This is a genomic window from Pseudomonas sp. p21 (genome assembly GCF_001642705.1).
GTDB lineage: Bacteria > Pseudomonadota > Gammaproteobacteria > Pseudomonadales > Pseudomonadaceae > Aquipseudomonas.
Map to the genome: position 1 here is coordinate 687,363 of NZ_LWBV01000003.1, position 13,640 is coordinate 701,002.

A 13,640-nucleotide genomic window follows, 5' to 3' on the forward strand; every position below is an offset into this window, starting at 1 on the left:
CTCAGTCCCCTAGAGCCAACAGCTTTGCCTCTTCGTCACGAGGCAAATTTAGTGCTTTCACTGCCTCTTCCCATGAAACGGGCTCTGTCAGCACCCTTGGCTGTCCGTTGGGCGCTTTAAACGAGGGTGCCGCTAGCTGACGAAAATTCAGACTCACGGCCTCATTCATCGCTTCTCTTGAAACCTGGAAGTACTCGGCAACATCATCCATAAGGACGCCTGGAGCGCGTACGATTCCAACAAGTATCTCGTTAACCAATCGGCGTTTGCCGGGAAGGCCCAAGTGATTCGCCAGTTCGTTGGCTTTGGGCCCCACAAGACCTGAAATTGCGGCTTGAGCACGTGCCACTTCAGCTGGATCAGTGATTGCTTGGGCAGCGGTGGCTGAGAGGGATGAAGCAACCGTCTGGACTAGTGGGCAATGGGAAAGCTCCTCAGCCAATAGCCCGCCAACGATTTGAGAAGCCGACCGCCCGTACTCCTTCGCGGTCAACTTGAGCTCCAGACTGAGCTTGCGATCAAGCCTGGCCATCCATTGTGCGGGCTCGCCATCATAGCTCGCCACCTTCTGCTCATAGCCGTCGAGCACCTTTTTCCCACTACGCTCTTCGATCGCATCTTCAAAACGGTCGTAGCCACTCTCGACCATCTCTCGAACAAGCACAGAGAATTTCTTGTTCTGCTTCTCCGCAACTGCCTTAAGCGCTTCATGCATAGCTACCGGCACATACACACCTACCGTCTGCAATGTGCCTTTGGTACTGGTCACGGGTGCAGATCGCGGCGCCTGCGATGCACGAGGCAAAGCGGGTTCGTAGTGACTGCGCATAGACACCTCCTGTGGCGACGCATTGCTTATGAGTCTCGGTTCATTGAGCTCTGGCTCACCCTGCTCCAGTACGACATGCTTTGGCAAATCCTGGTTAGGTGCAAGTACCACGTTGGCTGTCAGCTCGGCCATGACCTGCTTTGCAAGAAGCTCAGGGGTGGCCGCCTGCACCTTCAGAATCTGCCCCTTCGGCATAGCAACCGTGCACTGACAAGCGTCTCCTACCATTTGAAAATCCCCCGTCGCAGACACCCATTCCAGGTAATCCGACCACGCCCTGAGCGGAGCGCTAAGGTCTGGAGACGGCAAATTAACATTACGTTTCATGGTAGACTCTGGCCATCGTGACGGAAGCAGTGGTGCGCCAAACGGCGCTTGTATATCATCTTTATATCACTTGCGCTGGTAGGGACACAATTGATCGACGCTCATTTTTCCAAGGCTATCCGAGGCTCAGTGAGTCAATGGATGCACGATAACTCGCTCGAATGTTGCCTCGCAGCGCTCGACAATCCGGTGGAGCTTGGCGCCCAACTGCTGCCCGCTATCCTCGACGCACTCAGCGCGGCAGACGTCGACCTGCACAACCTGCAGCGCAGCGCCTGGGCAAACCCGCTGATTCATCTGCGTGCAACGTTCGACATCCACAATCTGCCGGAAACACCCACGGCTTTCATTCCTGTGCCTGACGTTGCTACCACGGTCGCAGCAAGGGCAAGTGCAGTGGCCTGCCTTGCCACGCTTAACTCGGACACCATTTCCTACGGTTCCGAGAATGACGGTCATCTGTTCGTGAATCTGGTGGTGCTGCCAGGCGATGACGACTTTGCAGAAAAATCCAAGAGCGATATGCGCGGCCATACGGACGGGGTTTCCTTCCCGGTTCGCGGACAGCCGCATGAGTTTGACGAGCGTGTAGCCCCTTCACCCGACTTCGTCTGCCTGAGTGGAATTCGGAACCCAGATGGCATCACCACCACGGTCATGCCCCTCTCTGCCATACTGCAGAGGTTGACGAACGAGGAGATCGAAGAGCTGACCAAGCCTCAGTACGTCATCCGCCCTCAGAAAACCTTCAAGCGTGGGTTGCGCAAACTACTTGGCAAAGAAAGCCCATTGCTGGAAGCGATGGCTGGAATCCAGTTGCTCTTCGAAACGGGGGATGGATACTGGATCCGATACAGCCACAGCGCGGCGGATACCGACTTTGACTCTGAGCTTGCGAGCCAAGCGATAACGCGCTTTGAACTGGCCTGCCAGGAATGCTCAACGTCGGTGGTTATCTCGCCTGGCGATATCCTGCTTGTGAACAACCGCGTGGGATTGCATGGGCGCGGCGTAGTGGGTGGCGAGGCAGGAGGCGACTCACGGTGGCTGCTGCGTACCTATGGACTAGATACCCGGGAACTACGGGCTGATCAGCGCTATCCCGACAGTGCGTTCAAGCTCTACCCGTGATTTGGGAGCGGGATATTCTGATTGAGCATCCCTACATGACCTGCATGGTGCGGCAGATGCAGAGCACCGCCGAGGGCGTGCCGCTGGAGATCTACTGCTTTACCACCACCATGGTGTGGGCCGATTACGAGCGGATCCAGGGGGATATCTTCGACTATCTGCTGGCGGTGTTGCCGGAGTTTGGTTTGAGCCTGTATCAGCAGCCGAGTGGCAATGACATGCGGGTGGGGTTGGCGGGGCGTATGGCACCGGAGCCAATGCCGCGTCGTCTTGAAGAAATGAACGAGGTTTGAGATTGCCGCCTATCGCCAGCGAGCCACACAGAGGTCACGCAGATCGTGAGATCTTCGTTGTACCTGTGGGAGCAACTGTCTTGCTCAAATTCTAAAAGTTGGCGCGATCCCCTGTGGGAGCGGCCTCGTGTCGCGAAAGGGCTGCAAAGCAGCCCCAGCAATTTCAACTATCGCGCATCAATCCTGGGGCCGCGTTGCGGCCCTTTCGCGACACAAGGCCGCTCCCACTTGTACAGCGACAACCTCGAAATCAACGCTGCACCCGTGGAAGCTGGCTTGCCGGCAATGGGCCGCAAAGCAGCCCCCTTTCCGTGTCAAGGCCGAGTCAAGGGTGCACATTCATGGTTGTCGAAAGCCGGTTGCTCTCGCGCCCATGGACCATGCAATACAGCGCACCCGCCAGGATCAACCCCATCGCCCAACTGATGTCCGCCCCCAGCCACTCGGCGATAAAGCCCGTGTAGAAAGACAGCTTCATGAACGGGATGGTACCGATGATCGACACTGCGTACACCGCCAGGCTTCGACGATTGAAGCAGCCGTAACGCCCCTTGGCGTCATACAGCGCCCCCACATCATAGTGGCCCCTGCACACCCAGTAGTAATCCACCAGGTTGATCGCGCTCCATGGAATCAGCAGGTACAGCTGGCCGATCAGGATGTCGGCAAAGAACGTATCGAAATTGTACTGGGTGGCGATGGCGATCACCGTTGCCGCTGCGGTCAAGCCAGCCATTACCAGGGCCTTGGCAGTGGCGGTTACGCGCCGGATGGTCTTGAAGGCGCCAAAGATCGTGACCGACGACATGTAGGCACTGTACAGGCACAGGACGTTGTACTGGATCACCCCCAGCGCAATCACTGCCAGCGCCAACGGCGCCCACGGGCCAAACAACGCGGCAATGGCTGTGGCTGGGTCATGCCCCAGTGCCGAGGGCAGTTCCACTGCCACCAGCGCGCCCAATGCCATCATGGCGAAGGAGCCCAGCGCACAACCGCAATAGGTGGCCCAGAACGTGGCGCGCGGGTTGACGTTGGCCGGGAGGTAGCGCGAGTAATCGGCCACATACGGGCCATACCCCAGCGTCCACGAGGCCGACTGGGCAACGATCAGGTTGAACGCGGTGAACGAAAAGCCGGTACTCACCGCCGTTGTGGTTGCCATGTCGCCGGGGTGCAGCAAGATCAGCACCAGGGCGCCAGCAAAAACCAAGGTGGACAACAGGCTCATCCACGCCCCGAGGCGGTGGATGAGTTCGTAGCCGACAAAGCCGATGACAAAGGTCAGCAAGCCAACCACCACGATGGCCTGGTCATTGCTCATAGGCACGAGGGCCTGCAGGGCATTGCGCATCAGCACGCCGCTGGCGGCGAGGAACAGGACTGCGGCCGTGACCATCACCAGCAGCGGGAGCGCCGCGCCATGGACACCGAACTGGGCCCGGCTCTGGATCATCTGTGGCACGCCCAGGTGTGGCCCCTGGGCAGAGTGCGCGGCCATGAACACGGTGCCGATCAGGTTGCCGACCAACAGGCCCAGCAAGGTCCAGCCCAGGCTCAGCCCCGAGGCCACGCCCAGGGTGCCGACCATCAGGGCGGTTATCTGGAAGTTGGAGCTGAACCAGATGGTGAACAATCGTTTAGGCGTGCCATAACGCTCAGCGTGTGGGACAAATTCGATACTTCGCGTTTCTAGCTTCACGCCGGTCTCCCGATTTTATTTTCATGATTATCGGGTAGGTATTGGCGGGACTTGAGTTCAGTAACGAACGCGTCATAGCTGACTGCGCCATGGCTTGCTCGATAACGTCAGGGTACCCAGGCGGCTCATCCACACCGACGCCAGGATCACCGCCCCGCCGATGAACAGCCTGCCCAGTGGCTCGTCCTGGTTCCAGATCAGCAAATTGAGCAGCAGCCCTACCGGCACATGCAGGTTGTTCATCACCGCCAGCGTCGCGCCCGAAACCAGGCAGGCGCCCTTGTTCCACCAGTACAGCCCCAGCGCCGTCGGGCACAGGCCCAGGAACAGCAACACCAGCCACTGCACGTTGCTGGTCGGCAAGTGCTGGGCATTGCCAAACAGCAGGAAAGCCGGCAACACCACGATCAACGCGCCCAGGTAGAAATAGCCAAAGCGTTTGTAGTGCGGCAGGTCGCTGGGATGGCGTGCGACCAGGTGGCGGTACAGCACCTGGCCGGCGGCGTAGGTGAAGTTGGCCAGTTGCAGCAGCAGGAAGCCGATGAAGAACTCACCGCTGATGGTGTCGAAGCGGATCACCGCAGCACCGGCCACCGCCACCAGCGCTGCCACCAGGGCCCACGGGTTGAAGCGCCGGTTCATGGCGTCTTCGATCAGCGTCACGTGCAACGGCGTGAGAATGGTGAACAGCAGCACCTCCGGCACGGTGAGCACGCGAAAGCTCAGGTACAGGCAGACGTAGGTGATGCCGTACTGCAGCGCGCCGATCAGCAGCATCGAGCGCATGAAGCGCGGCTCGACCTGGCGCCAGCGGGTCAGCGGCAGAAATACCAGGCCAGCCAGCACCACGCGCGCGAGCACGGCAAAGTAGCTGTCGACGTGCCCGGCCAGGTACTCGCCGATCAGGCTGAAGGAAAACGCCTGGATCAGCGCGACGATTATCAGGTAGCCCATGGTTGCCTCTCGTGGATCAAGGCCGCGACCTTAGCGGGTTGCGGTGAATGAGTTCAACCATGAGGAATGTGGGGCTGTGCCGGCCTCTTCGCGGGCTTGCCCGCTCCCACAAGTACGCCGCAGGTCTCAGGTACTGTGATATCCCTGTGGGAGCGGGCAAGCCCGCGAAGAGGCCGGCACAGGCACCCACAAAATTCACAGGCATAAAAAAGCCCGGCCATGCAGGCCGGGCAGGTACACCCAAAGGAGCAAAAACAGGTGTCAGGGTTGGGAATTCGCTAAGCCTCAGGCCACCGCCGCCAGCTTGGCCTTGGCCTGGTTGACGCCCTTCTCGTGGAAGTCAGGGCTCATGTTCAGGCCTTCGGCATGGATGAAGTCGACATCGTGAATGCCGATGAAGGCCATTACCTGGCGCAGGTACGGTTCCTGGTGGTCGCTGGTGGCACCGGCGTGGATGCCGCCACGGGCCGTCAGGACGATGGCGCGCTTGCCGGTCAGCAAGCCCTGCGGGCCGGTGGGGGTGTACTTGAAGGTGATGCCGGCACGCAGCACGTGGTCCAGCCAGGCCTTGAGGGTGCTGGGGATGGTGAAGTTGTACATCGGCGCAGCCATCACCAGCACATCGGCAGCAAGCAATTCATCGGTCAGTTGGTTGGATCGGGCCAGCGCTTCCAGTTCGGCAGCGCTGCGCTGTTCTTCAGGCTTCATCCAGCCACCCAGCAGGTCGGCGTCCAGGTGTGGCACCGGGTTCACCGCCAGGTCGCGCACGCTGATCTGATCGGCCGGGTGGGCGGCCTGCCACTGCTGGATGAGATCACGGGTCAGCTGACGGGAAACGGAATCCTGCTGGCGGGCGCTGCTTTCGATGATCAGAACGCGGGACATGGGGTGCCTCCATCGGCAAAAAGGGTTGCGATTCGATGGAGGTGAGATTACGGCTTGACCTATCGATAAAAAAGCGTAAAAAATGGGTTCAATCTATCGATTTATCAGCTTATTCTGCAGTGCAGTTCAAGGCGATCCGTAGTTTGATGATCTGCCGGTTGAACTTGGCGGTGACATCGACACTTTTCCCGGCCGGTACCATCACCCGGCGCACCCGTGGTGCTTCCGGGCCGTTGCGGAAGGTCACCTTGCACGCGGCCGGTACCTGCCCATAGTTGTTGAGGGTGATGGCGCCAATGTCATAGGCCGTGTCATAGGCGGTGTAATCGAGCTTGACCCCGGTCAGTTCCTTCTCCACGTCGATGGGATAAGCCATGGCCCCGAGGGGCAGGCACATCAGTATTGCCGCACAACATTTCTTCATGGGCCGCTCTCCTTGAAAGAGCGCAGCTTAGGACAACAGGAGCGAAAGATGAAAGCGCCGCGCGTAACCCTTGACCAGTGGCGAACCCTGCAAGCAGTGGTCGATCACGGCGGGTTTGCCCAGGCCGCCGAGGCACTGCACCGCTCGCAGTCATCGGTCAGCTACACCGTGGCCCGCATGCAGGAGCAACTGGGCGTGCCGCTGCTGCGCATCGACGGCCGCAAGGCGGTGCTCACCGAAGCCGGCAATGTCCTGCTGCGCCGCTCCCGCCACCTGGTCAAGCAGGCCAGCCAGCTCGAAGACCTCGCCCACCATATGGAACAGGGTTGGGAGGCCGAGGTACGCCTGGTGGTCGATGCCGCCTACCCCAGTGCCCGCCTGGTACGCGCCCTGGCCGCGTTCATGCCGCAGAGCCGCGGTTGCCGGGTGCGCCTGCGTGAAGAAGTGCTGTCTGGCGTCGAGGAAGTGATGCACGAAGGCATCGCCGACCTGGCCATCAGCAGCTACAGCATCGGCGGCTACCTGGGCGCCGAATTGAGTGCGGTGGAGTTCGTCGCCGTTGCCCACCCCGAACACAGCCTGCACCGCCTGGGCCGCGAGCTGACCTTCCAGGACCTGGAAAGCCAGTTGCAGGTGGTAATCCGCGACTCCGGCCGCGCTCAGCCGCGCGATGTCGGCTGGCTGGGTGCAGAGCAGCGCTGGACCGTCGGCAGCCTGGGCACCGCCGCTACCTTCGTCAGCAGCGGCCTGGGCTTTGCCTGGCTGCCCCGGCACATGATCGAGCGCGAGCTGCGCGAAGGCGTGCTCAAGCCGTTGCCACTGGATCAGGGTGGCAGCCGCCACCCACTGTTCTACCTTTATTCGAGCAAAGAGAAGACCTTGGGCCCGGCCACGCAGATTCTCATCGACCTGCTGCGCAATTTCGACACCGCCCCACTGGACGTGCCCTTCGCAGCCCCCCCACAAGCCTGAGAGGACCGCGCCCATGGCCTATTTCGAACACGAAGGATGCGCACTGCATTACGAGGAATATGGCCAGGGCGAACCCTTGGTATTGCTGCATGGCCTGGGCTCCAGCTGCCAGGACTGGGAGCTGCAGGTGCCGGTACTCAGCCGTCACTACCGGGTAATCCTCATGGACATTCGTGGCCACGGCCGCTCCGACAAGCCACGCGACGGTTACCAGATCGCCACCTTCAGTGCCGACCTGCTGGCCCTGCTCGAACACCTGCACACCGGCCCCGTGCACTTCGTCGGCCTGTCCATGGGCGGCATGGTCGGCTTCCAGTTTGCCGTCGACCACCCGCAATGGCTGCGCAGCCTGTGCATCGTCAACAGCGCCCCCGAGGTCAAGCGCCGCACCCGCAATGACTGGCTGTGGTGGCTCAAGCGCTGGGGCCTGGCGCGCCTGCTCAGTGTCGAAACCGTCGGCAAGGGTCTGGCCGAGCGGCTGTTTCCCAAACCGCAGCAGGCCGAACTGCGGCAGAAAATGGCCCAGCGCTGGGCACGCAACGACAAGCGCGCCTACCTCAAGAGCTTCGACGCCATCGTCGACTGGGGCGTGCAGGAACGCATCGGGCAGATCCACTGTCCTACCCTGGTGGTTGCCGCCGACCACGATTACACGCCGATACAACTGAAACAACGCTACGTCGCCCTGATGCCTCACGCCAGGCTGGTGGTCATCGACGATTCCCGGCACGCTACACCCCTCGATCAACCCGAGGTCTTCAACCAGACCCTGCTGCAGTTCCTTGCAGCCGCTTCCACCTCTCAAGGATCTTTGAGCCCATGCTGAAAAAACTCCTGCTCACCGCCTGCTCGGTCGCCTTCGCCACCAGCGTCATGGCCTCCGACAAGACCCCGCACGTATTGCTGGACACCAGCTTCGGCCAGGTCGAAATCGAGCTGAATGCCGAGAAGGCGCCGGTCAGTACCAAGAACTTCCTCGAGTACGTCGACAGCGGCTTCTACAACAACACCATCTTCCACCGTGTAATCCCGGGCTTCATGGTCCAGGGTGGTGGCTTTACCGACCAGATGGTGCAGAAGAACACCCGCGCCCCGATCACCAACGAAGCCGGCAACGGCCTGCAGAACACCCGTGGCACGCTGTCCATGGCCCGTACCCAGGACCCGAATTCGGCCACCAGCCAGTTCTTCATCAACGTGGCCGACAACGACTTCCTCAACCCTGGGCGTGACCGTGGCTATGCCGTGTTCGGCAAGGTGACCAAGGGCATGGAAGTGGTCGACCAGATCGTCAATTCGCCGACCACCATCAAGAAAGGCATGCGCGATGTACCGGCCGACCCGGTCTACATCAAGTCGGCCAAACGCATCGACTGACCGCAGGCTTCACAGGGACGTGAAACCGCCTGAGGGTCGGATGGAACAGGAGTGTCGTCATCCATGCTGTACCGCCGTTTCGAACAACTGATCGACATCTTCCGCGACGCGCCCAGCGAGTCGCCGCCCGGCCAGGTCTGGCCGTTCTACCTGTATTACCTGCGCCAGGTATGGCCGAGCTTTCTCGCCCTGCTGGTGGTCGGCCTGTTCGCCTCGCTGATCGAGGTGGCGATGTTCAGCTACCTGAGCCGCATCATCGACCTGGCCCAAGGCACACCCAATGCCAACTTCTTCAGTGAGCACAGTGGCGAGCTGATCTGGATGCTGGTGGTGATACTGCTGCTGCGGCCGGTGTTCTTCGGCCTGCACGACCTGCTGGTGCACCAGACCATCAACCCCGGCATGACCAGCCTGATCCGCTGGCAGAACCACACCTATGTGCTCAAGCAGAGCCTGAACTTCTTCCAGAGCGATTTCGCCGGGCGCATCGCCCAGCGCATCATGCAGACCGGCAACTCGCTGCGCGACTCCGCCGTGCAGGCGGTGGATGCGCTGTGGCATGTGCTGATCTACGCCATCACCTCGCTGGTGCTGTTCGCCGAGGCCGACTGGCGCCTGATGCTGCCGCTGCTGCTGTGGATCATCGGCTACATCGCCGCGCTGTACTACTTTGTGCCACGGGTGAAGGAACGTTCGGTTATTTCCTCCGATGCCCGCTCCAAGCTGATGGGGCGAATCGTCGATGGCTACACCAACATCGCCACCCTCAAGCTGTTCGCCCATACCGACTACGAACAGCAGTACGCCCGCGAAGCGATCAGCGAACAGACCGAGAAAACCCAGCTGGCAGCGCGCGTGGTCACCAGCATGGACGTGGTCATCACCACCCTCAACGGCTTGCTGGTGGTCGCCACCACCGGTCTGGCGCTGTGGCTGTGGAGCCAGTCGCTGATCACCGTCGGCGCCATCGCCCTGGCCACCGGCCTGGTGATCCGCATCGTCAACATGTCGGGCTGGATCATGTGGGTGGTCAACGGCATCTTCGAGAACATCGGCATGGTCCAGGACGGCCTGCAGACCATCGCCCAGCCGGTCACCGTTACCGACCGGCCCAACGCGCCAGCGCTCAAGGTCAGCCGCGGCGCAGTGCGTTTCGATGATGTGGACTTCCATTACGGCAAGGCCGCCAATGTGATCGAAGGGCTCGACCTGGACATCCGCCCGGGCGAGAAGATCGGCCTGATCGGCCCGTCCGGGGCGGGCAAGTCGACCCTGGTCAACCTGCTGCTACGGCTGTACGACGTGCAGGGCGGGCGAATCCTCATCGACGGCCAGGACATTGCCGAGGTAAGCCAGGCCAGCCTGCGCGCGCAGATCGGCATGATCACCCAGGACACCTCGCTGCTGCACCGCTCGATCCGCGACAACCTGCTGTATGGCCGCCCTGGCGCCAGCGAGGCGGAGCTGCGCGAGGCGGTACGCCGGGCCCGCGCCGACGAGTTCATCCCGCAGCTGTCGGACGCCCAGGGCCGCACCGGTTTCGATGCCCATGTGGGCGAACGTGGGGTCAAGCTGTCGGGCGGCCAGCGCCAGCGCATCGCCATTGCCCGGGTGCTGTTGAAGAATGCGCCGATCCTGATCATGGACGAGGCCACCTCGGCGCTGGACTCGGAGGTGGAGGCAGCGATCCAGGAAAGCCTGGAGACGCTGATGCAGGGCAAGACAGTGATCGCCATTGCCCACCGGCTGTCCACCATTGCGCGGATGGACCGGCTGGTGGTGCTGGACAAGGGGCGGATTGTCGAGAGTGGCAGCCACAGTGAACTGCTGGAGCAGCAAGGGTTGTATGCCCGGTTGTGGCATCACCAGACGGGGGGGTTTGTCGGGGTCGACTGATTCCTGTACTGGCCTCTTCGCGGGTGAACCCGCGAAAGGGCCGGCACAGCTAATAAAAATGGATCAGTCCCGGCGATAGGGCAACATCCCCCGGGCCTCCTCGGCATACGCCCGCACCCCTTCCCGCTCCTGCACCAGAAAATCCTCCACCGCCCGCCGCAACCCCGGGTGCAGCAGGTAGTGCCACGACCGCGTCAGCACCGGCTCGAACCCGCGAATCAGCTTGTGCTCCCCCTGCGCCCCGGCATCGAAGCGCTGCAAACCCTCGGCAATGGCAAAGTCCATGCCCTGATAGAAACACGTTTCGAAATGCAGCCGGTCGAATTCATCCAGGCATCCCCAGTAGCGGCCAAACAGGCTGTCGCCCCCCACCAGGCTCAGGGCCATGGCCACATCACGTCCCCCCTGCCGCGCCATCACCACGCGCAACGCCTCGGGCATGCGCTCGGCCAGCAAGCTGAAAAACTCGCGTGTCAGATAGGGCGCACGGCGGCGCACCGTATAGGTGTTGGCGTAGCAGCGGTAGACGAAATCCCACTGCACCTCATCCAGTTCACCCCCACGGTACCAGCGGAACTCAATGCCGTGCCCGGCCACCTGTTCACGTTCCTTGCGCATCTGCTTGCGCTTGCGCGAACTCAGGCTGTCGAGAAAATCCTGGAAGTCGCGGTAGCCGTGGTTGCGCCAATGGAACTGGCAACCCAGGCGCTCCATCCAGCCCGGCTGGCTGGCCAGTTGTTCGTCCAGCGCCGGCTCGGTGAAATTGATGTGCGCGCCAGACAGCCCACCCTTGCCCAGGTACTCCGGCAACGCCTGCAGCACCAGCAAGCCATCAGCTGGGTCGGCGGCGAGCAGGCGCGGGCCGCTGACCGGGCTGAACGGCACGGCACCCAGCAGCTTGGGGTAGTAGGCGATGCCGGCCCGTTCACAGGCATCGGCCCAGCCATGGTCGAACACGTACTCGCCAAACGAGTGCCATTTGCGGTACGCCGGCAGCAGTGCCCGCACCTGCCCATCACGCTCCAGCACCAGGTGCTCGGCTGCCCAGCCGGTGCTGCGTGCGACGCTGCCGCTGTCCTCCATGGCACTGAGAAACGCATGGCGCAGGAACGGTTGGCCGGCCGGCACCATGGCATCCCAGGTGGCCGCCGGAAGATCACGCAAATGGGCAAGGCTATACAGGCTGGTCACGGTTTTGGCTCGCTGTCTCAAGGTACCCAGTATCCCCAAGGAAGGCCCGCCACTCAAATCACCAACGCCGGGCCAGATCCTTTTATTCTCAATTACTTAACCGCAGTGCCACTAATTCGACATTAATCTGTCATTCGCCCCCGCAATACTTGCGCCTGTTTTCCGGAACCCCAGAACCTGTCTATTCAGGCCCTTTCCGAAGACATGCCAACACGGGGCGGGCGCTTGAGCCTCCCCCATCTTATTCAACAGGGAGAACCTTATGCGTCTTGTTTCTACACTTACCGGAGTGAGCCTCACCGGCATGATGCTGGCTCTGAGTACTCCGGCCAGTGCAGCTGTCGACGCCAAGCTGCTCGAAATGCTCCGCGCCAATGGCTCGATCAACCAGGCGCAGTACAACGAACTGCAGGCGGACCTGGCTCAAGAAACCAAGGAAAAGGCCGCTCAGAAAGCTCAGTCCGAACGGATGAGCTCCTTTGAACAGAAAGTGGCATGGGCCGCCAAGACCCAGATCAAGGGTGATGTGCGCCTGCGTTACGAAGACGTCAACGTCGACGACCCGATCGCTCGCAGCGGCAACCAGGACCGTGAACGTGTACGTGCCCGTGTCGGCTTCTACAGCGAGATCAACCCGCAGGTCGACGCCGGCGTGCGTGTGGCCACCGGCAGCAGCGCCGATGCCCGCTCGACCAACCAGAGCCTGGACAACTACTTCGAGAAGAAATCGCTGTGGGTTGACCTGGCCTACCTCGACTGGCACCCAACTGCCGTCCCGAACCTGCACCTGATCGGCGGCAAGATGCTGCAGCCATGGGTGAGCATGGGCGACATCATCTGGGACAGCGACATCAACCCGGAAGGCCTGGCCGCGACCTACAAGACCAACCTCGGCCCGGCCGAAGTGTTCGGCAGCATCGGCCACTACAACCTGAAGGACAACGTCGACGGCGACGGCGTGCAGTTCAAGCACGACGCACAGCTGTACGCGGCCCAGCTGGGTACCAAGTTCAACGCGGCAGACACCGTCAAGGTCACCGTCGGTGGCAGCATCTACGGCTACGACAACGACAAGGAATCTGCTGCCCTGCGTTCGCTGGGCAACACCACCAACGAGTTCCAGCTGGTGGAAGGTTTCGGCCAGGTCGACTTCACCGGCTTCGCCATCCCGCTGTCGGCCTACGGCCAGTTCGTCAAGAACACCGAAAGCACCGATGGCAAGGACAAGGCCTGGCTGGCTGGCCTGAAGAGCAAGATCGGTGCCTGGAGCCTGGACTACAACTACCGCGATGTGCAGCGTAACGGTGTAGTCAGCCTGTTCACCGACTCCGACTTCGGTAACGGCTTCACCGGTTCCCGTGGCCACAAGTTCAAGGTGGGTTACGAAATCGACAAGAACTTCGCCCTCGGCGCGGCCTACATGATGGCCAAGACCGACTTCTCCAACCTGCCTAACAGCGATGCTGACGTAGACACGCTGCAGGTAGACCTGGAAGCCAAGTTCTAAGCGACACCCTGCACTGCTTCAGCTGAAGCGGGAAATGCCGACCCCATCCGGCATTTCCCGCTTTTTTTTTGCCTGTGAAATTGCAGGGGGCTGCCTTGCAGCCCATTCGCAGCACAAGGCTGCTCCTACAGGAAAACGCGCCGGTTGCAGGG

Annotated in this window: 12 protein-coding genes and 1 pseudogene; 7 read left to right on the forward strand and 6 right to left on the reverse strand. The window is 61.3% G+C overall.

Features of this window, described 5'->3' with window-relative positions; genetic code table 11:
• Position 1 precedes the first annotated feature (1 nt).
• Entirely contained in the window at positions 2-1,156 is a 1,155-nt protein-coding gene (locus tag A4C63_RS12605) for a hypothetical protein (RefSeq protein WP_156510875.1), read from the reverse strand.
• A gap of 141 nt (positions 1,157-1,297) precedes the next feature.
• Here A4C63_RS12605 and A4C63_RS12610 point away from each other — a divergent pair, with 141 nt between their 5' ends.
• Complete coding sequence (locus tag A4C63_RS12610; RefSeq protein ID WP_082888315.1) at positions 1,298-2,287, forward strand: TauD/TfdA family dioxygenase; 990 nt, start codon at positions 1,298-1,300, stop codon at positions 2,285-2,287.
• A gap of 26 nt (positions 2,288-2,313) precedes the next feature.
• Positions 2,314-2,580 (forward strand): annotated as a pseudogene (locus tag A4C63_RS12615) (mechanosensitive ion channel family protein); the annotation flags it as partial.
• Between the two features lie 325 nt (positions 2,581-2,905).
• On the opposite strand, the gene A4C63_RS12620 reads toward A4C63_RS12615, so the two are convergent.
• From A4C63_RS12620 to A4C63_RS12635, 4 genes are all read right to left on the reverse strand, one after another.
• Positions 2,906-4,282 (reverse strand): cytosine permease, encoded by a 1,377-nt coding sequence (locus A4C63_RS12620; RefSeq protein ID WP_063912928.1) that lies wholly within the window; start codon positions 4,280-4,282, stop codon positions 2,906-2,908.
• A 72-nt stretch (positions 4,283-4,354) separates the two neighbouring features.
• Positions 4,355-5,236, reverse strand: a complete 882-nt coding sequence (locus A4C63_RS12625) for a carboxylate/amino acid/amine transporter (protein WP_063912929.1) — start codon at positions 5,234-5,236, stop codon at positions 4,355-4,357.
• Between the two features lie 285 nt (positions 5,237-5,521).
• Positions 5,522-6,121: an FMN-dependent NADH-azoreductase gene (locus tag A4C63_RS12630; RefSeq protein WP_063912930.1), complete on the reverse strand. Its 600-nt coding sequence runs from the start codon at positions 6,119-6,121 to the stop codon at positions 5,522-5,524.
• Positions 6,122-6,230: 109 nt separating this feature from the next.
• Positions 6,231-6,545, reverse strand: coding sequence for a hypothetical protein (locus A4C63_RS12635; RefSeq protein WP_063912931.1), 315 nt, complete (start codon positions 6,543-6,545; stop codon positions 6,231-6,233).
• A 48-nt stretch (positions 6,546-6,593) separates the two neighbouring features.
• On the opposite strand from A4C63_RS12635, the gene A4C63_RS12640 reads away from it, so the two are divergent.
• The 4 genes from A4C63_RS12640 (at position 6,594) to A4C63_RS12655 (ending at position 10,790) form a co-directional block, all read left to right on the forward strand.
• Complete coding sequence (locus A4C63_RS12640; protein WP_012273620.1) at positions 6,594-7,517, forward strand: LysR family transcriptional regulator; 924 nt, start codon at positions 6,594-6,596, stop codon at positions 7,515-7,517.
• A 13-nt stretch (positions 7,518-7,530) separates the two neighbouring features.
• Positions 7,531-8,343: an alpha/beta fold hydrolase gene (locus tag A4C63_RS12645; RefSeq protein WP_063912932.1), complete on the forward strand. Its 813-nt coding sequence runs from the start codon at positions 7,531-7,533 to the stop codon at positions 8,341-8,343.
• The gene (locus tag A4C63_RS12650; protein WP_063912933.1) at positions 8,337-8,894 is read left to right on the forward strand and encodes a peptidylprolyl isomerase; all 558 of its coding nucleotides are present in this window, start codon (positions 8,337-8,339) and stop codon (positions 8,892-8,894) included. The genes A4C63_RS12645 and A4C63_RS12650 overlap by 7 nt, the downstream gene beginning before the upstream one ends.
• A 63-nt stretch (positions 8,895-8,957) precedes the next feature.
• Positions 8,958-10,790 (forward strand): ABC transporter ATP-binding protein, encoded by a 1,833-nt coding sequence (locus A4C63_RS12655; RefSeq protein ID WP_063912934.1) that lies wholly within the window; start codon positions 8,958-8,960, stop codon positions 10,788-10,790.
• A 63-nt stretch (positions 10,791-10,853) separates the two neighbouring features.
• On the opposite strand, the gene A4C63_RS12660 is transcribed toward A4C63_RS12655, so the two are convergent.
• A complete protein-coding gene (locus A4C63_RS12660; protein WP_063912935.1) occupies positions 10,854-11,981 on the reverse strand; it encodes a GNAT family N-acetyltransferase in 1,128 nt (375 codons plus the stop codon).
• Between the two features lie 262 nt (positions 11,982-12,243).
• Between A4C63_RS12660 and A4C63_RS12665 the strand changes: the two genes are divergently transcribed.
• A complete protein-coding gene (locus A4C63_RS12665) occupies positions 12,244-13,488 on the forward strand; it encodes a putative porin (protein WP_025340175.1) in 1,245 nt (414 codons plus the stop codon).
• Positions 13,489-13,640: the final 152 nt, after the last annotated feature.